The 17,462-nt window shown below is 70.3% G+C and carries 19 protein-coding genes, 1 tRNA gene and 2 pseudogenes; 11 read left to right on the forward strand and 11 right to left on the reverse strand.

Going from position 1 to position 17,462, the window contains the following annotated elements:
• Positions 1-264 precede the first annotated feature (264 nt).
• Both LVO85_RS16205 and LVO85_RS16210 read left to right on the forward strand, forming a co-directional pair.
• Complete coding sequence (locus tag LVO85_RS16205; RefSeq protein WP_232748654.1) at positions 265-879, forward strand: hypothetical protein; 615 nt, start codon at positions 265-267, stop codon at positions 877-879.
• A gap of 168 nt (positions 880-1,047) precedes the next feature.
• Positions 1,048-1,477, forward strand: a pseudogene (locus LVO85_RS16210) (transposase); the annotation flags it as partial.
• Between the two features lie 177 nt (positions 1,478-1,654).
• Here the strand turns inward: LVO85_RS16210 and LVO85_RS16215 are convergent.
• Together LVO85_RS16215 and cysM are read right to left on the reverse strand one after the other, a co-directional pair.
• Positions 1,655-1,777, reverse strand: a pseudogene (locus LVO85_RS16215) (IS481 family transposase); the annotation flags it as partial.
• A 178-nt stretch (positions 1,778-1,955) separates the two neighbouring features.
• On the reverse strand, positions 1,956-2,870 hold the full coding sequence (cysM, locus tag LVO85_RS16220; RefSeq protein WP_232748655.1) for a cysteine synthase CysM: 915 nt from the start codon (positions 2,868-2,870) through the stop codon (positions 1,956-1,958).
• A gap of 271 nt (positions 2,871-3,141) precedes the next feature.
• On the opposite strand from cysM, the gene LVO85_RS16225 reads away from it, so the two are divergent.
• Positions 3,142-3,663, forward strand: coding sequence for a nitroreductase/quinone reductase family protein (locus LVO85_RS16225; protein WP_232748656.1), 522 nt, complete (start codon positions 3,142-3,144; stop codon positions 3,661-3,663).
• A 103-nt stretch (positions 3,664-3,766) separates the two neighbouring features.
• Here the strand turns inward: LVO85_RS16225 and LVO85_RS16230 are convergent, their stop codons facing one another.
• Positions 3,767-4,561 carry a dienelactone hydrolase family protein gene (locus LVO85_RS16230; protein ID WP_232748657.1) on the reverse strand — a complete coding sequence of 265 codons (795 nt, stop codon included), beginning with the start codon at positions 4,559-4,561 and terminating at the stop codon, positions 3,767-3,769.
• A 279-nt stretch (positions 4,562-4,840) separates the two neighbouring features.
• On the opposite strand from LVO85_RS16230, the gene LVO85_RS16235 reads away from it, so the two are divergent.
• The 5 genes from LVO85_RS16235 (at position 4,841) to LVO85_RS17235 (ending at position 7,824) form a co-directional block, all read left to right on the forward strand.
• Positions 4,841-5,038, forward strand: coding sequence for a ribbon-helix-helix protein, CopG family (locus LVO85_RS16235; protein ID WP_232748658.1), 198 nt, complete (start codon positions 4,841-4,843; stop codon positions 5,036-5,038).
• The gene (locus tag LVO85_RS16240; protein ID WP_232748659.1) at positions 5,035-5,424 is read left to right on the forward strand and encodes a type II toxin-antitoxin system death-on-curing family toxin; all 390 of its coding nucleotides are present in this window, start codon (positions 5,035-5,037) and stop codon (positions 5,422-5,424) included. The genes LVO85_RS16235 and LVO85_RS16240 overlap by 4 nt, the downstream gene beginning before the upstream one ends.
• A gap of 290 nt (positions 5,425-5,714) precedes the next feature.
• Positions 5,715-6,314, forward strand: coding sequence for a TetR/AcrR family transcriptional regulator (locus tag LVO85_RS16245; protein ID WP_232748660.1), 600 nt, complete (start codon positions 5,715-5,717; stop codon positions 6,312-6,314).
• A 2-nt stretch (positions 6,315-6,316) separates the two neighbouring features.
• Complete coding sequence (locus tag LVO85_RS16250; protein ID WP_232748661.1) at positions 6,317-7,564, forward strand: FAD-dependent monooxygenase; 1,248 nt, start codon at positions 6,317-6,319, stop codon at positions 7,562-7,564.
• Between the two features lie 56 nt (positions 7,565-7,620).
• Positions 7,621-7,824: a helix-turn-helix domain-containing protein gene (locus LVO85_RS17235; RefSeq protein WP_408637702.1), complete on the forward strand. Its 204-nt coding sequence runs from the start codon at positions 7,621-7,623 to the stop codon at positions 7,822-7,824.
• A gap of 234 nt (positions 7,825-8,058) precedes the next feature.
• Here LVO85_RS17235 and LVO85_RS16255 read toward each other — a convergent pair.
• From LVO85_RS16255 to LVO85_RS16270, 4 genes are all read right to left on the reverse strand, one after another.
• Positions 8,059-8,131 (reverse strand) — tRNA-Asn (locus LVO85_RS16255).
• A 52-nt stretch (positions 8,132-8,183) separates the two neighbouring features.
• The gene (locus tag LVO85_RS16260; RefSeq protein WP_232748662.1) at positions 8,184-8,759 is read right to left on the reverse strand and encodes a hypothetical protein; all 576 of its coding nucleotides are present in this window, start codon (positions 8,757-8,759) and stop codon (positions 8,184-8,186) included.
• A 2-nt stretch (positions 8,760-8,761) separates the two neighbouring features.
• Positions 8,762-10,705 carry a DNA primase gene (gene dnaG / locus LVO85_RS16265; RefSeq protein WP_232748663.1) on the reverse strand — a complete coding sequence of 648 codons (1,944 nt, stop codon included), beginning with the start codon at positions 10,703-10,705 and terminating at the stop codon, positions 8,762-8,764.
• A 12-nt stretch (positions 10,706-10,717) separates the two neighbouring features.
• On the reverse strand, positions 10,718-11,740 hold the full coding sequence (locus LVO85_RS16270; RefSeq protein ID WP_232748664.1) for an alpha/beta fold hydrolase: 1,023 nt from the start codon (positions 11,738-11,740) through the stop codon (positions 10,718-10,720).
• A 46-nt stretch (positions 11,741-11,786) separates the two neighbouring features.
• On the opposite strand from LVO85_RS16270, the gene ligD reads away from it, so the two are divergent.
• Positions 11,787-12,746: a non-homologous end-joining DNA ligase gene (gene ligD / locus LVO85_RS16275; RefSeq protein ID WP_232748665.1), complete on the forward strand. Its 960-nt coding sequence runs from the start codon at positions 11,787-11,789 to the stop codon at positions 12,744-12,746.
• A 26-nt stretch (positions 12,747-12,772) separates the two neighbouring features.
• Here the strand turns inward: ligD and LVO85_RS16280 are convergent, their stop codons facing one another.
• From LVO85_RS16280 to LVO85_RS16295, 4 genes are all read right to left on the reverse strand, one after another.
• On the reverse strand, positions 12,773-13,789 hold the full coding sequence (locus tag LVO85_RS16280) for a nitronate monooxygenase (protein ID WP_232748666.1): 1,017 nt from the start codon (positions 13,787-13,789) through the stop codon (positions 12,773-12,775).
• A 71-nt stretch (positions 13,790-13,860) separates the two neighbouring features.
• Positions 13,861-15,108, reverse strand: coding sequence for a deoxyguanosinetriphosphate triphosphohydrolase (locus LVO85_RS16285; RefSeq protein ID WP_232748667.1), 1,248 nt, complete (start codon positions 15,106-15,108; stop codon positions 13,861-13,863).
• Positions 15,105-15,632 carry a hypothetical protein gene (locus LVO85_RS16290; RefSeq protein ID WP_232748668.1) on the reverse strand — a complete coding sequence of 176 codons (528 nt, stop codon included), beginning with the start codon at positions 15,630-15,632 and terminating at the stop codon, positions 15,105-15,107. The genes LVO85_RS16285 and LVO85_RS16290 overlap by 4 nt, the downstream gene beginning before the upstream one ends.
• Positions 15,629-15,904 carry a DUF2277 domain-containing protein gene (locus LVO85_RS16295; RefSeq protein ID WP_232748669.1) on the reverse strand — a complete coding sequence of 92 codons (276 nt, stop codon included), beginning with the start codon at positions 15,902-15,904 and terminating at the stop codon, positions 15,629-15,631. The genes LVO85_RS16290 and LVO85_RS16295 overlap by 4 nt, the downstream gene beginning before the upstream one ends.
• Before the next feature lie 24 nt (positions 15,905-15,928).
• Here LVO85_RS16295 and LVO85_RS16300 point away from each other — a divergent pair, with 24 nt between their 5' ends.
• Both LVO85_RS16300 and LVO85_RS16305 read left to right on the forward strand, forming a co-directional pair.
• A complete protein-coding gene (locus LVO85_RS16300) occupies positions 15,929-16,513 on the forward strand; it encodes an antibiotic biosynthesis monooxygenase (protein WP_232748670.1) in 585 nt (194 codons plus the stop codon).
• 51 nt (positions 16,514-16,564) lie between these two features.
• On the forward strand, positions 16,565-17,428 hold the full coding sequence (locus LVO85_RS16305; RefSeq protein ID WP_232748671.1) for a sulfurtransferase: 864 nt from the start codon (positions 16,565-16,567) through the stop codon (positions 17,426-17,428).
• Positions 17,429-17,462: the final 34 nt, after the last annotated feature.

Here is a 17,462-nt window from a genome sequence, read left to right on the forward strand (position 1 = left end):
TCCATGTCCCAGGGTGCCCCCAGCACGCCCCTGGTTTCGCGGGCATTCCTACATGAGGCACGGCCCGCGTTTCGCGGGCACTTTTCGTGAGTCTCGTCGAGATGTTGACACACGCTATGAGGCAGGTCACACTCGAACGACGGATGAGCGAAGGAAAGCCAGCACCTTATCCCGCGGCCCGGGAAACGTCAGTTGATTCGTGGCTACTGTGCACAGTCACGACGTTCACATCCTCAACTCTGCCGCACATGCAAGGAGGCTCCCTTGACTCGCATCAAGTTCATTTACGACACCGAGCGATTCAGCAACAACCACGTCGCCGAGGTGCAGGCTGCGCATGGCCGCGCACAGGAACTGTCAACTAACATGCGTGCCCAGATGGAGGACATCTGGGACCAACGTCGCGGTCTTGGGCTGTGGAAGCGACGGAGGAAGGCTTGGAAGGAGAGCAGCGACTTCACTCGATGGCTCGGTGACGAGAAACTCACCAAGCGCCAGATCCGGCTCACGCGTAAGCGCATCTTCGAGATCGAGAAGCGACTAGGCAAGCGCGTGACATACGCCCTTAAGACGAACCGTGGACATTGCAAGGGGCATTGGGCGTGGCATGCAGGGGGGCTGCAAGCGCGCCGCGTGAGGATCTGTCCCAACTTCTACGGGCACTCCACCGACATCCAAGCGACGGTCCTGATCCACGAGATCGTCCATGGCCTGGGACAGTTGCACCTCCCGTTCACCACGTGGCACCTGATACCGGCCAATGCACATCCTCGTGGTGCCGACACGCGTGACAAAGCCTTGGCCTTGGCGCGACACCATCCGCGGGATGCTCGACGCAGCCCGGAGAACTACGAGCATCTCTCTCGCGCCTTCGCCTAAGTCGGCCCGGCTGGGCCCACCAGGAACCGGGAACGCGACCGGGAGGCCTGGGCGTGGGTGCCACCCTAGACATCCCAGGGCACTAACTCGTCAAGCGGCAATGGTTTGGCAGTGTGAACCGCCCTGGGTTCGGTGGAGACTCCTGACCTTGGAAGCGAGGATGGAGTCTTGTCAGAGACGAATCGGTCGAGGAAGACGACCACGTCGCGTCGGTGCACCGATGAGGAGAAGGCGGCCGCGGTGCGGATGGTCCGCACGCTGCGGGCCGAGCTCGGCACCAGCCAGGGCACGGTGAAGCGGGTCGCCGACCAGCTGGGCTATGGCGTGGAGTCGGTGCGGACCTGGGTCAAGCAGGCCGAGGTCGACGAGCGTCTGGCCGCTGGCACGTCGACGGAGGAGGCGCAGCGTGTGCGGGACCTGGCGCAGGAGGTCTGCGAGCTGCGCCGCGCGAACGACGATCCTGCGGCGAGCCGCCAGTTTCTTCGCGGCGGAGCTCGACCGCCCCTCGAAGAGATAGTCGCCTTCGTCAACACCAACAAGGACGACGTCGTCGGGGGTCGCCGCCTCGGGGTCGAGCCCATTTGCAGGGTTGCCCAGCGGACCGACCAACCACTGGTCTCCACCGAACCCAGGGCGGTTCACCAACGGCCAGTCCTACCGCATGCGCCAAGCCCGCCAACGAGCAGGAGGTGGCCCCCTGACCACGTTATCAACCCAGCAGAGGGTGGGGACTTCCACCTGGCCAAAACCGGGGACTTGTACCTGGCCATTGACACTTGTGGGTGATGGTGAGCTCCGCACAGGTGTCGCGCCAAGCGTGGGAGCGGTAGCAGCTGCTGTTGTCGGACAGCGCTCGTTCGACGGTGACGCCGTGGTCGGCGAACCAGGCGGTGGCCCTGGCGGGAGGGCTGGATCCACGTCAGCTGCGAACCGCGCGAGTTGCTGGTGAAGACCGACTGACCCAGTCACTACTCGGGCCGGCTTGTGGACGCTTGCCGGCGTCCACGTCAAGCGTGTCGGTCACCTGCGTCAATTCGCCGCGTATACGACAGTCCCCCGGTCGTCGGCCAAGACTCTCAGGCGGGGAACACACCGCTGGAGAGGTACCGGTCGCCGCGGTCGCAGACCACGAAGACGATCGTCGCCCCTTCGACATCCTCGGCCACCTGCAGCGCGGTCCAGCAAGCGCCGCCCGCGGAGACACCGCCGAAGACGCCCTCCTCACGGGCCAGCCGGCGGGCCGTCTCCTCGGCGTCGGTCTGGGTGACTTCCACGGTCCGGTCCACCGCTGACGGATCGAAGATCTTCGGCACGTACTCCGGTGGCCAGGCGCGGATCCCGGGGATCTTCGCGCCCTCCGCGGGCTGTGCCCCGACGATCTGGACACCGGGGTTGCGCGACTTCAGGAACCGCGAGACCCCGGTGATCGTGCCGGTGGTGCCCATCGCGGACACGAAGTGCGTGATCCGTCCGTCGGTCTGGCGCCACAGCTCCGGGCCCGTGCCGTTCTCGTGGGCACGGGGGTTGTCCGGGTTGCCGAACTGGTCCAAGACCCGGCCTCTACCCTCCCGCTCCATCCGCGTCACGACGTCGCGTGCCTCTTCCATGCCGCCCTCTGCCGAGGTAAGAACCAGGTCGGCTCCATACGCCTTCATCGTCTGGATCCGCTCGGTGGAGGCGTTTTCAGGCATCACGAGGACCAGGGGGTAGCCGCTGATCGCCGCCGCCATCGCCAAGCCGATCCCGGTGTTGCCGGACGTGGCTTCCAGCAGAATGTCGCCGGGGGAGATCTCCCCTCGCTCCTCGGCGCCGCGGATCATGCTGATCGCCGGCCGGTCCTTCACCGAGCCGGCCGGGTTGTTCCCCTCCAGCTTGGCGAGCAGCACGTTGCCGCGGCGTTCGTTCTCCGGCCCCGGAAGGCGCTGCAGACGCACCAGCGGGGTGCCGCCGATGACGTCCTCCATCGTGAGGTACGGCCCAGGGTTGCTCACCCGCCGGAGTCTACGGCGGCGGTCGCCAAAGAATCACAGCAGACTGATCAACCTCCACGCATCGCCCCCGCGAATGACCTTGGCCGGGAGACCGTACACCCCTGCTCGAGGGTGTCAGGAGCGTCCTTCTGCCGCGTACGGCGAGGTCGTCGCTGCCGCCGGGGACTCTCCCTGGGCGGGGACTTGGCCGGGGACCTTTGCCCCTGTGCGACTCGAGGTTGCGGTGAGAACGTTGAGATGCGGCCAGTCGGCTGCGGTCAGGAGGGTCGACGTGAAGCCTCAGGACTACTCCGCCCGCACGGCCTACCGACCCCCGGCGGGATGGTACCGGCGCCTCAACTGGCTTGGTGTGCTGCTGACATCGCTCGGTCTGGCTCCGCGAGACGCCGTGACGCTCCAGGTGCGCGGGCGCACGACCGGGAAGGTGCGCCGCGTGCCGATTCTTCGGACTCGCTACCGGGGGGATGACTACCTCGTCGCTCTCGCCGGGGAGTCGCAGTGGGTCAGGAATGTCCGAGCAGCACACGGCCAGCCGGTGGTCAGCCGTCGCGGAGCCCGACAGGTCCACCTCGAGGAGCTCGCGTCGACCGAGCGTGCAGAGATCATCGCGGAGTACCTGCAGGCTGGCCAACGACGCAGCGGCGCGGAAGCCAATGCGGACCAAGCACGCTTCTACTTCGGTCTCGACCCTGAGCCGTCGACCGACGACATCGAGGCAATCGGCGACAACTACCCGGTGTTCCGCATCACCTACGAGACGGACGACACCCAGGTGATGCCGGAGGGTGACTGATGGCCCGGGCACGGAACTCGAAGTCCCGGCAGGCAGACACCCGACGTCGATCGGTCGCTGGATCCCGCCCCGGCTGGGATTCGCTCTCACGCCGCAACGGCGGTCAAGGGCGCAGCTGCTCGGCCAGAAACGCCAATACCCGGTCGAGGGCGACCCGGGTCGGATGGCCCGGTTCGTCGACGAGGGAGACCGTGAGCACCGCGTGCGCCGACGGCGCGATGCCAGCCGCGTTGCCCGGCGAAGAGTCGATCTCGATCCCCTCAAAGGACGTCCCCAGCGTCGCCCGGAGGGTCTCGAATCGCTCCAAAGGGCAACCCCGGTCGTTGGTGAACCGGAGCCCGAGCACGCGCAGTCCGTCGCTGGTTCGTTCCGTGATTGTCGAGAGATCCTGAGCATCCATACCCAGGGCGGCACGGCCACGCTTCCCGATTGGTGCGGGCATGACCGGCTGGCTCATGACGGACGCGACGACTGAGGGTTCGAGAGCTGTTGCCAGCGCGAAACCTCCGGTGAAGCACATCCCGACCACGCCGACCCCGGGACCGCCACACTCACGGTGGGCCGACGCGGCGAGTGCCCGCAGCCACCCGACGACGGGGCTCGTGCGGTCGGCCAGCTTGGTGAACTCCCGTGCCACGCAGACCTGCACGATCGATCGCAGGATCTCGCGGCCGTTCGCGGGGGCTGCGGGGCGCCCGTACAGGGACGGGAGGTACACGGTGTACCCAGCGGCGATCAGCCGACGGGCGAAATCGATGACGCCTGGATGCAGGCCGGGGATCTCATGGAGCACGAGAACCGCTGACCCCGAACCACCCCGAAAGACCTCATACGTGCGCCGGTCGTGCGCGAAGTCGAATGCCCGGAACTCCGGGCCGATCGGCTTGCTGAGACTCATACCGACTGCTCCCATCCATGGTTCGCCCAGCATGGTCGCAGCCACCCCCGACCGCAATGGCGAGCGGCAGGCCACCAGCGAATCACCAGGCGTACTCCTGGCCACCTACCCAACGCCCTCGACGGCGCCGTCTGACGCCGCCCGCGACTGATATCCGAATGCATGGGCTGTCCATCCGGGCGCTTCGGAGATGCGTCACATCGCCGCGAAGCGGGCCCCCCTGAACCTGGCGTCGCACAGTTCCTGAGCGCTATGGTACCGCTGCGGTACCATCCAGATATGGCGATGAACCTGAGGCTGACCGACGCCGAGAGCGAAGCCCTGCGCAAGAAGGCCGAGCAGGAAGGGCGTTCCATGCAGGAGGTCGCTCGAGCCGCGATCGCTCAGTACGTCTCAGAGCGTCCGCAGCGACTGAGGGCCGCGATCGACCGAGTCCGCACTGAGGACAGCGAGCTGCTCGAGCGACTGAGTCGGTGAGCGCCGAGGAGCTGGACTACCTCTCGGTCGAGGACCTTCTGGAGATCGCATCCGGGGTGCTCGACGACGTCGCGGTGAGGGACCCGGGCCTCCTTGCCGCGGCTGCCGCACGGCCGATGACCACCGTGTTCGGCGACGACGCCTACCCGGCGTTCGAGGACAAGGTCGCGGCGCTGCTGCATTCCCTGGTCCGCAACCACGCCCTGGTGGACGGCAACAAACGCCTTGCCTGGTCGGCCGCCCGAGTCTTCTGCCTCCTCAATGGCCGCGATCTGACCTACACCGTCGACGAGGCGGAGCAGATGATGCTCGGGGCGGCCGCCGGCGGGCTGGACGTTCCGCAGATCGCGGACTGGCTCGCAGCGCGAAACGCAGCCGCGTCATAGCGCCGCCAGCGAAGCGGGTGCAGACGACCGGACATGACCGCTCCCCCGCTTCTCCGATCAACCCCACCGGACGAGGCAACCAGGCACATCAGCTATGGACGCATATCCAGGGTGTCGATCGTGCCGAGTGCGAGGCGTGTCGACAGGGGTGCGGAACTCGTTCTCACCTGTGCGTCCCAGCGGTTCCACCGACCGCAGGCGGATCTACGTTCGCGGAGCTTCCGCGCGGGTGGAAGCTGCTGTAACTTTTTGGGCACTTGCCCAAGGCAGATGCACAAGGAGCAGACTGTATGGGGTTTTCCACGTCGGCAGAGCGCGGTGCCGAGGTCCGCAGGCGGTTGTTGGTGGCTGCTGCGCAGTTGATCCCAGAGGTGGGCTGGCACGCGGTCAGCACCCGAGCGGTAGCGGAGCGGGCAGGCGTGGGTCCAGGGCTGGTGCACTACCACTTCGACTCGGTGCAATCGCTGCTCAGACAGGCCGTCGTCGCGGTGATGGGTGAGGTGCTGTCGGTGTTTCCTCCTCTCCTGTCCAAGAACGCGTCGGCGGGCGCGGCGCTGGGGGACATGCTTGCTGCCCTGGATGACTACGACGGGACGGACACGACGTCGCTGTTGTTCGTCGAGGCGTACTTGGCGTCGACGCGGGACGAGCAGCTGCGGATGGGGCTGAGTCGCCTGCTGGAGGAGTTCCGCGGTGACCTCGCTTCCTGGCTGGCGATGCAGGGCACGCGGGCACCTGAGGACACGGCCGCCGTGCTCGTGGCAGCGGTCGACGGTGTGCTGCTGCACCGCGCGCTGAACCCGGGGATGACCTCAAGCGTCGTTTCGCCGGTGCTGCGCCGGCTGCTGACTGATGGTGATGCGGACGCCGGCGCGGAAGGGAGCGGTTGAGGATGAGAGCGCTGATCTGCGGAGCCGGGATCGCGGGACTGGCACTGGCCCAGCGGCTGACCACCTGCGGGTGGGAGGTCATGGTCGTGGAGCGAGCACCGGGCCCCCGGGAGCAGGGGTACATGATGGACTTCTTCGGCCTGGGCTACGACGCCGCCGAGGCGATGGGCCTGCTGCCGCCGCTGCGCGAGCTCGGCTACCGGCTCGACGACGTCAGCTACGTCGACTCCTCCGGAGGGCGCCGGGCCAGCTTGGACTACGAGCGCTTCGCCCGGCTGCTCGACGGGCGGCTGCTGAGCATCATGCGTCCTGACCTGGAACGGGCGTTGCGCGAGCAGGTCGAGGGCGAGGTCGTGCTGCACTACGGGCGCACGCTCGCCAGCGTGGCGACCGTGCCGGACGGCGTGCGGGCGGTGCTGAGCGACGGCACCGTGCTGGAGGCCGATCTGCTGGTCGGTGCGGATGGCATCCACTCCCAGGTCCGGGCAATGGTCTTCGGGGAGGAGTCGCGCTTCATCCGCTACCTGGGCCTGCACACGGCCGCGTACATCTTCGATGATCCGCACGTCCGGCGGCAGCTCGGCAACCGGTTCTGCCTCACCGACACGGTGGGCCGGCAGATGGGGCTGTACGCGTTGCGGGACGGCAGGGTTGCCGCGTTCACCGTGCACCACGACCCCGAGCCAGCCATCCCGGAGGACACCCGTGCCGCTGTGCGGCGGACCTACTCGACGCTGGGCTGGGTGGTCCCGCGGGCGCTGGAGCGCTGCCCACCGCCGTCCGAGCTCTACTACGACGTGGTCGCCCAGGTGGAGGTGCCGCAGTGGCACCGCGGCAGGGTCGTCCTGCTCGGCGACGCCTGCCAGGCAGTTTCGCTCCTAGCCGGCCAGGGTGCCTCCCTTGCCGTCGCCGGCGCCTACGTCCTCGGACGGGAGCTGGCGGCCGGAGGCCCGGTCGAAGACGCCCTGGCGCGCTACCAGCAGGCCTGGCAGCCCATCGTCGAGGCCAAGCAGGAAGTCGGCCGGCGCGGCGCCAAGTGGTTCCTGCCGTCGTCACGGACACGGCTGTGGCTGCGCCGCGCCTCGCTGAAGCTGACCGCCCTACCCGGCTGGGACCGGATCGCTGGCCAGGGCCTGGTAGGCAAGACGCACCTGTCCCTGACAGACATCGGTGCCGATGCGCCGCAGCTCACCTCCATGCAGTCATCTAGCTCGTCTGAGACGTCGGGACGAAGGTGCCCAGGACGGTAGAGAGGACATCGCGAACACAGGGGAGGTTCGAGAAGAGCGACCGGTAGGCAGTAAGCATCACCTCAAAGCCCACCACTCCACGGGAATCCTACGAGGCGGCCGACGCCCTCGCGGTCTCGACGAAGACCGTGCGCCGCTACCTCGCCGACGGGCACCTCGACGCCCTACGGCTCGGGCGCAAGACGCTGCGGATCAAGCTCGACTCGACCGAGAGGTTCGTCGACGCCCGCCCGGTTGGCGGGTGGCGCCGGACTGGATGAGTGTCCGGGAAGGACTCGACCTGCTCCTGGGCGGCACCGCAGACGCTGGCTGGGCGACGGGAAGTTCACGCTTGGGCGGGTTGCCGGATGTCGGCGGGAACACGCCCAAGAAGGGTGATGGCTGCTCCTCTCGGTTGAGTGACAGCCACCTGCGAACGATGCATAGTCGCTGCACTCAGATGGAGAAAGGCCCCTGAACTTGCGTTTCCGCAGTTCAGAGGCCTTTTTACGACGCTCCCCCGGTTGGACTCGAACCAACAACCTGCCGGTTAACAGCCGGCTGCTCTGCCAATTGAGCTACAGGGGAATGGCCGCGCAGGAGCGCAGCGAGGCACGACTGTACCAAACCACCCGGCCGGTCACGAATCGCCGCTCGGGGGGTCCACGGGGGCCAGTCCGGCCTGGTCACGCAGCTCGCGACGGGCGACCTCGACCTCGCGGACGAGCGCGGCGTCGTCGGCCCGGGACCCCCGGCCGAGCTGCACCTGGTCGACCAGCTCACGGGTGCTCAGCACCTTGCGGATGCTCACCGTGGCCGACCTCCGGGCGCCCAGGTCGACCTGTCGCACGAGCACCACGCTGGCCGACACCCTCTCCCAGAAGACCTCCGGCAGCCGGCCGGGCCCGGTGCGCTCGCGCACGGTCCACTGCAGACCGCGCACGCTGCCGACCCAGCTCAGGCTGAGCGTCATGGACTCGGGGTCCCACGCGCCGGTGTCGACGTCGTGCCAGGGCCGGTCGACCTGCACCTCACCGCTCTCGGCGAGCACCACCACCCGGTAGGTCGTGAGCACCACCCAGGAGGCGGTGTGGTCGTCCTGGGCCACGGCGAGCACGTGCTCACCCCTCCGTAGGCCGACGTCCACGCCAGCGGGCAGGTCTGCCTGACCACGCCTGTCGCGCGGCTGGCCACCGCGCCCCGACCGTCGGAACATGCTCACTCCATCCTGGCCCGAAGACGGGCCCGTTCCTGGTGCAGCACGACAAGCTGCTCGCTGAGCCGCCGCGTCTCCGGGTCGTCCGGGGCCGCCCGCTGCAGCGCACTCATCGCATCGGCGATCCGCTGGGCGAGGGTCGCCTCCATCACCCGCCAGACCAGCGAGTCGACATACTTCACCGGCGGCTCGCCGGAGCCCGGTTCGAGGGTCACCGGCAACGGTGCGACAGCGAGCTCGGCCACCATGGGGGCCATCACCGGAGGGGTGTGGCCGGCGACTGCGTCGGTCCAGCCGCGCGCGCTCAGGGCGCCCGAGGCCGCCACGCCGCCGGCCTGCCTGACGCCGTGCCACAACGCGCGGTGCGCCGGGGCCCGGAAGCCTTCGACGGCGATCGCGTCGACCTCCTCGGCGATGAGCGAGCCGGGGTACTGCAGCACGACCTGGAGCAGCTGGCGCTCGACGGCCACGACCGGGTCGCGCAGGTCGGGTCTGGGGATCGTCGGAGCCTGTCCTGGCTGCGTCTCCCCAGCGGCCCCGTGCCGCTCCCCCGTGCCTCGATGCTCCGGGGGGCGTCCCGCGTGCCTGCCCGGGTCGGCCCCCGCACGCGCGACCTCCTGGCCGAAGCCCACCACGTCGACCCCCAGCCATCCGGCCACGCTGCGGACGTACTCGGGGCGCAGCGAGCGGTCGCGGATGCCGGCCACGATGGGAGCCACGGCCCGCATCGCCTGGACCCGCTCCTCGGGGCGGTCGAGCTCGTAGGCGTCGAGCGTGGTGCGCACGGCGAACTCGAACATCGGCACGGCACCCTCGACCAGGGCGACGACCGCCTCGCTGCCGGAGGACTGCCACAGCTCGTTCGGGTCCTGGCCGGCCGGGGCGACGGCCACGAAGGACTGGGCAGCCCAGCGCTGGTCCTGCTCGAAGGCCCGCATCGCCGCCTTCTGACCCGCCGCGTCCCCGTCGAAGGTGAAGATCACCCGCGCCGGTGACGTGCCCGGCTCGTCCCGCAGGATCCGACGCAGGGCCTTGATGTGGTCGAGGCCGAACGAGGTGCCGCACGTAGCGACCGCCGTCTCGACGCCTGCCAGGTGGCAGGCCATGACATCGGTGTAGCCCTCGACGATGACGGCCCGGCGCTGCTGGGCCATGGCCTTCTTGGCCAGGTCGAGCCCGTAGAGCACGGAGGTCTTCTTGTAGATCGGGGTCTCGGAGGTGTTGAGGTACTTCGCCGCGATGCGGTCGTCGTCGTGGATCCGACGGGCCCCGAAGCCCACGGTGTCGCCGGTGATGTCACGGATGGGCCAGACGACACGGCCCCGGAAACGGTCGTAGACACCGCGCTGCCCACGGCCGACGAGCCCGCCGGTGACGAGCTCGTCGAGGGTGAAGCCCTTGTCGCGAAGGTGGTCGGCCAGCGCGGTGCCCGAGCCCGGCGCGTAGCCCACTCCGAAGTGCACGGCTGGTCCCGAGGTGAAGCCCTTGGCGCGCAGGAAGTCGCGCCCGGCCCGTGCCTCGGCAGACGTGATGAGCGTCTCGTGGTAGAACTCCGCAGCCGCCCGGTGGGCCTCGACCAGCCGGGAGCGCTTGCCGAGACCTCCGCCCTCGGACTCACGTGGACCTCCACGGCCGGAGGACTCCTCGTAGCGCAGCTCCATCCCGAGGCGGCCCGCGAGACGCTCGACCGCCTCGCTGAAGGTCAGGTGGTCGACGGCCATCACGAAGGAGATGACGTCCCCGCCCTCCCCGCACCCGAAGCAGTGGTAGGCGCCCACCGCGGGCCGCACGGTGAACGACGGCGTCTTCTCGTCGTGGAAGGGGCACAGGCCCTTGAGGGAGCCCATGCCTGCGTTGCGCAGCGTGACGTGGTCGCGCACGATGTCGTCGATGGACGTGCGCTCCTTGACCGCCTGCACGTCCTCCGGCTTGATCAGCCCCGCCACGTCGACGTCCCGTCAGGCCAGGAACGCACGGACGTCCTCGGCGAAGCGCTGAGGGTGCTCCAGGTGCGGCGAGTGCCCACAGTCCTCGTACACCCGCTCGACGTGGTCGCCGCTCGCGAGCACGGTCCGCACCTGGGCCACCATCGGCTGCGGCGGGCACACGTCCGGTCCCGGCCACCCCGGCACCGCACCCAGGCTGCCCAGGTAGGCCAGGTCGAACGTCGAGGTGTCGGAGACGACCTGGTCGTCGGCACCGCGGACCCACAGCACTGGCGGGGCCGGGTCGAGGTCGGCGAAGCCGGACAGGTCGCAGTGCTTGGGCGCGGTCGCGTTGTTCATGCCTGTCAGCCCGGGCGCGACGTGGGGCCAGTGCGGCGAGGTCGTCGTGTCTCCCGGGTACACGTCGTCGCCCACGCTGGTCGCCAGCATGCCGTCCAGGTAGCGCTGCTCGGTCTCGTGGTCGAAGGTCATGCCAGGCGCGACGTAGAAGCCGCGCAGCGTCGTCAGCGGGCTGGTCGTCTCCGTCCCCCGGTCACCGGCGGCGAGCGCCGCGCAGAAGTCGGGGTTCGCCGTGCCGCCACCGGAGCCGGCGAAGTCCTCGGTGACCGGTGTGCCCTCCGGGTCCTTGGTGCCACCGAACCCGAAGGGCGACATGGGTGCCTCCAGCACCAGCCGGCGCACCCGCTCGGGATGGTCGAGGGCCAGCTGCATGAGCACTCCCCCGCCGGTGGACCAGCCGAGCAGGTCGACCGGACCGGTCACACCCACCGCGTCGAGGAAGGCAGCCAGGTCGTCGGAGAGGTCACGCACCCCGCGTGAGGCGTCGATCGGGGCCCGTTCGGAGTCGCCGTAGCCCCGCACGTCGGGAGCGAGCAGATGGAAGTCTCCTGCGAGCCGGTCCATGAGGTCCTCGAAGAACACCGAGGACGAGATGTTGCCGTGGACCAGGACCACCGCGGGCGAGCCGGGGCCTCCCGCCTCCCGGTATGCCGTGTGCAGACGCGCGGTCGCGACGGTCCGGGGCGTGTACGTCATACCCCTGATCCTGGCACGAGCCACAGGCCTGTGGTGGAGTGGCCTCGTGGCCTCCTCGAGCAGCCCAGGGACCGAGCTCGTCGTCGGTGATCGCACGGTGCGCATCTCCAACCCGGACCGCGTCTACTTCCCGGCGGTCGGCGTCACGAAGCTGGACCTGGCGCACTACTACCTGTCCGTGGGTGACGGCGTCGTCAACGCGCTGCGGGAGCGACCGTGCATGCTGCACCGCTACCCCGAGGGGGTCGAGGGCCAGAAGGTGCACCAGAAGCGCCTTCCTCGTGGCGCGCCATCCTGGGTCGAGACCGTGCACGTGACCTTCCCACGGTGGAGCCGCACGGCGGACGAGCTCTGCGTCACCGAGCTGGCGAGCGTGGTCTGGGCCGTGCAGATGTCGACCGTGGAGTTCCACCCCTGGAACAGCAGGCGCGCCGACGTCGAACGCCCCGACGAGTGGCGCATCGACCTCGACCCCGGTGACGAGTGCGACTTCTCGACGGTGCGGCGCGTGGCCGGTGTCGCCCACGAGGTGCTCGACGAGCTCGGCGCCGAGGGCTACCCCAAGACGACGGGCAGCAAGGGCGTCCACATCTACGTGCGGATCCACCCCGAGCACCCGTTCACCGACGTGCGCCGTGCCGCCCTCTCGTTCGCGCGGGAGGTCGAGCGGCGCTGCCCCGCCGAGGCGACGACGACGTGGTGGCGCAAGGACCGCGACCCCAGAGCCGTGTTCGTCGACTTCAACCAGAACGCACGCGACCACACCGTCGCCTGCGCCTACTCGGTGCGCGGCACCCCGGACGCCCGGGTCTCGGCCCCGCTGCGGTGGGACGAGGTCGCCGACTGCGACCCGCGCGACTTCACCCTGCTGACGATGCCGCAGCGCTACGCTGCGCTGGGCGACCTGCACGCCGACATCGACGACCACCCCTTTGACATCGCCCCGCTGCTGGAGTGGGCCGACCGGGACGAGGCCGAGGGCGCCGGACCCGTCCCCGATCCCTGACCTGCTGCCAGGAGGCTCTCCTGCGGTCAGGGCACCAGGTCGCGGACGATGTCTGCCGCCGGACGCTCCTGAGCCGCACGCCATCCGGTGCCCGCCCAGATGTGGATGCCGTGCACGTCCCCCTGCCGCGCCGCCGCCCGCCGCAGCGGCTTCGTGAGCTGGTCGACGACGGGGTAGGCCGCCGGGGTGGCATCGTCCTGCATCGCGACGAAGTCGTTGCGCACCGCGCCCGCGGCCCGGCCGGAGAAGGCACGGGTGACCACCCGGGTGGTCAGGTCGGGGTCACGCAGCGCCGCACGGTAGGTGACCGAGGCGCCCGACTCGTCGCTGAGCAGCAGCGCCGTGCCCACCTGCACCGCGGCGGCCCCGGCGGCCAGCGCGCGCCCCGTGTCCCCCGAGGTGGTCACACCGCCGGCGGCGACCAGGGGCAGGCTCGTCTCGGAGCCGACCCACGCGAGCAGACCGAGGTGGTCGAGCCGGTTGGGGGTGGCGCTCGGGTCGAACGTGCCCCGGTGACCCCCCGCCTCTGCGCCCTGCAGGACGAGCACGTCGGCCCCTGCCCGCTGCGCCGCCGCGGCCTCCAGCGGGTCCGTCACCGTGACGTGCACCTCCAGCCCGGCCTCGTGCCACTCGGCGACCCGGGACGCCGGTGGGACCCCGAACGTGCAGGACACGACCGAGGCGCCCACGACCCGCACCAGCTCTGCCTTGTCCTCCCAGTGGTCGGTGTCACCCCAGAAGGGCTCGGGGACCACGGCGCCGCGGGCGCGGGCGAGCGCCAGCAGCCGCATCCGGTATGCCGTGACCGCCTGCTCCAGGGCGGCCCGGTCCAGCCGCTGCGGCACGAAGAGGTTGATCCCGAACGGCCGGTCGGTCAGCTCCCGCACCTCCACCGCCTGCGCGGCCAGCTCCTCGGGGGTCAGGTAGCCGCCGGGCAGCATGCCCAGACCGCCGGCCCCGCTCACCGCCGCCACGAGTGCCGGCGTGCTCACGCCGCCTGCCATCGGGGCGCCGACGACCGGCAGGGTCATGGAGTCGAGCACGGGGTCGTCCTTCCGTTGCCGGTGGCGAGGTCCGGGCCACGGTCCGGAGCCCTCATGAAAGCATCCCGTCCTCAGGTGCGCAGGGCCCGGTGCATGTCCCAGGCGCGCGCATCGGACAGGCTGGCGACCTGGTCGATCACTGCGCGTCGCCGGCCGTGGGTGTCGCCGTGGGAGGCGGCCTCCTCGCGGGCGTGCCGATGGATCGCGTCCATCAGTGCCGCATCGTGCTCGAACGCCTCGACGAGGTCGGTGACGACCTCGCTCTGCTGCTCCATGACGTGCCGCCGTTCCTCGCTCAGCATCACGAAGTGTGCGGCGGTCGCCTTCAGCACGGCGGTCTGGGCTCGCACGTCGTCGGGGACGACGAGACCGGCGGCATACCGCGTCAGCGCTCCTGTGCCGTGCTGATCGCGCGTGGTGAGCTCGACCGTGTGCACGAAGTGCCCGACCAGACGGCTGGTCATGTCCTTGAGGGCGGCGAGGGAGGCACGCGAGCCGTCGTGGTCCTGCGGGATCCAGCCGGAGGCCAGGAGCCGGTCCAGCTGGGCGCACAGCATGTCCTCACCCAGGTCCGGTGCGTACCAGTCGCGGGCCACCGCGACGACGGCCTGCTGCTCGGCCGGGTCGCGCAGGGCGCGCAGGTCGATGCGGCCCGAGGCCACGGCGTCCTCGACGTCGTGGACGCAGTAGGCGACGTCGTCGGACCAGTCCATCACCTGGGCCTCGATGCACAGGCGGTGCGGCTCGGCATCCGGCGCGTCGGCCCGCAGCCAGGCGTAGACCTCCGCGTCGTCCCCGTAGTGGCCGTACTTGCGGCTGCCCGGCGGGGCGTCGGCACGGCCCCAGGGGTACTTCACCACGGCGTCCAGGCTCGCCCGGGTGAGGTTCAGCCCTGCCGACCGTCCGTCCGGGTGCAGACGCTTGGCCTCGAGCCGGGTCAGCACCCGCAGGGTCTGGGCGTTGCCCTCGAAGCCGCCGATGTCCTGCGCGAGACCGTCGAGCACCGCCTCACCGTGGTGCCCGAACGGCGGGTGCCCGAGGTCGTGCGCCAGGCATGCGGTGTCGACGACGTCCGCGTCGCAGCCCAGGCCCGCACCGAACTCGCGGCCGATCTGCGCGACCTCCAGCGAGTGCGTCAGCCGGTTGCGCACGAAGTCGTCGGACCCCGGCTGGACGACCTGGGTCGTCAGGGCCAGTCTGCGCAGTCCGGCCGAGTGCAGCACCCTGGCCCGGTCACGGGCGAAGTCGGCACGGTCGAGACGTTGTTGCGACCGGTCCTCGGGCAGCCACCGCTCCCGGTCACGGTCGGTGTAGCTCACCCGCGGGTCCCGAGCTCGACGGAGCGCTCCGCTGCTCCGCGGCCGACGAGGGCCAGGCGGAGCCGGCGTGCTGCGCCGGCGAGCACCGGGCCCAGCGGCCGGGGCGGGACATCGGCATACCCTCCCCCGGCCAGGCCCGCGCGGCGCTCGAACACACTGCGTGCGGCACGGTCCCCCGTGCGCAGCCAGGACCAGCCCATCGAGACGACGTAGAGCGGCAGGAAGGGCAGCCCCAGGCACCACATCCACTGCCGGCTGTGGGCCTCCTCATGCCGGAGCAGCTCCGGCCGCCTCGTGGTCAGCGCGTCCAGGTCGTGCCTGCTGATGACGACGTCACCGACGGTGAAGGCGCCCGCCACCGGGAAACGCAGGCGGTAGTGGTCGGCCAGGTAGAGCAGCTCCGGGCCGCGGCGCACCCGCGACCGGCCGGCACGGGCGACGAGCAGGCCCAACGGCGTCGACAGGTTGACCCAGTTGGCGACGCTGCGGACCCGCGTCCGGCGACAGGGGCCGGCTCGGGTCACGGGGCACCCGCATAGCGCTGGGCAGCGCGTGCCCGGGCCTTGGCCGCCTCCCGCTCGCGGTCCTTCGGTGGGGCGGAGGTGACCAGGGCGTCGAGGAGCTCACGGGTCGCCACGGCGACGGCGTCCACGGCCCGGTCGTATGCCGCCTGGTTGGCCTGGGACGGTGTGCTCGCACCGCCGACCTTGCGGACGTACTGAAGCGCCGCGGCCCGCACCTCGGCGTCGGTGGCGGGCGGCTCGAAGTTGTGGAGCTGACGGATGTTCCGGCACATGTCTCTCACTCTAGGGTCTGCGGTGTGGCTACCTCCGTGACCGTCAGCATCACCCGGCACATCGACCCTGACCAGGCCGACCGCATGGTCGCCTGGATCAACGCAGGCGCGTCTCTCGCAGAGCGCTTCCCGGGCTTCCTCGGCACGGGGTGGGTGCGCCCCGGCACGGACTCCGACCGGTGGCACATGCTCTACCGGTTCGACAGCGAGGAGGCCCTTGCGGCCTGGGATGCCTCCGAACAGCGGCGCTGGTGGCTGCAGTCGGCCCAGGGCGTCGTCGGGGAGAGTGTCGTCGAGCGCCGCACGGGCATCGAGGGGTGGTTCGACGAGCCGGCGCGCAGCGACGAGGCCGACCTGCGTCCCGGACCTCCCGCTCCGCCTCGATGGAAGCAGGCCACCGTGATCTGGCTCGCGTTCTTCCCCCTGAGCCTGCTCAGCACCTGGCTGCTCAGCCTGGTGCTGCCCGAGGACGTGTCCCTGCCCCTGCGCGTGCTGCTGAGCACCGTGCTGCTCACCCCGGTCATGACCTACGTGGCGCTGCCGGCCATCACCTCCTGGATGGGCTGGTGGCTGCAGGGTGCCCCTCCACCGTGGCGGCGCACGCCGTAAGGTCGGGGGGACGGCGATGGGCGCTGTCACCCGAGCCACGATGGGAGCCCGATGTCCGATCTGCTGATCGAGCCGGATGCGCTGGCGGCGCTGCTGGAGACCGACGACGTCGACGACAGGCCCGTGGTCGTCGACGTGCGCTGGCGCCTCGGCCAGGACGCAGAGATCAACCGCGCCGACTACCTCGAGGGCCACATTCCCGGTGCGGCCTTCCTGGACCTCGAGTCGGGCCTGTCCGGTGCGCCCTCCGACGACGGCCGGGGCGGTCGCCACCCCATGCCGTCCCTGACCGCAGCCACCGAGTCCTTCCGGTCGGTCGGCGTCATGGAGGACCGGCCGGTCGTGCTCTACGACGCCGACTCCTCCCTGGCCGCGGCACGTGCGTGGTGGTTGCTGACCTACTTCGCCAAGGACCGGGTCCGTGTGCTCAACGGCGGCCTGGCGGCCTGGAAGGCGGAGGGGTGGCCCGTCGACAGCGGTCCGGTGCAGGTCGAGCGCGGTGACGTGGTCCTCACCCCGGGCGGGCGCCGGCTCCTCGACGCCGACGGCATCGAGCACTACCTCGACCGGCACCAGGTGCTCGACGCCCGCTCAGCCGAGCGCTTCCGCGGCGAGGAGGAGCCGGTGGACAAGGTCGCCGGGCGGATCCCCGGCGCCCTCAGCCTGCCGTCGGCACGCACGGTCGATGCTGCCGGACGGTTCCTCGACCCCGACGACCTCGAGCTCCTGCTGACAGCGACCGGGGTGCGCCCCGAACGGCGCACCGCAGTCTACTGCGGGTCGGGCGTGCAGGCCTGCCACCTCGCCCTTGCCATGGAGATCGCCGAGCACGGGCACTACGACCCGGCGGTCTACATCGGCTCGTGGAGCGACTGGATCAGCGACCCCGACCGGCCGGTGGCCACCGGCCGCTGACCGCCCGGACGCTCCGACCGCGAGGACACCACCC

This window comes from Ornithinimicrobium sediminis (assembly GCF_021272345.1).
GTDB lineage: Bacteria > Actinomycetota > Actinomycetes > Actinomycetales > Dermatophilaceae > Ornithinicoccus > Ornithinicoccus sediminis_B.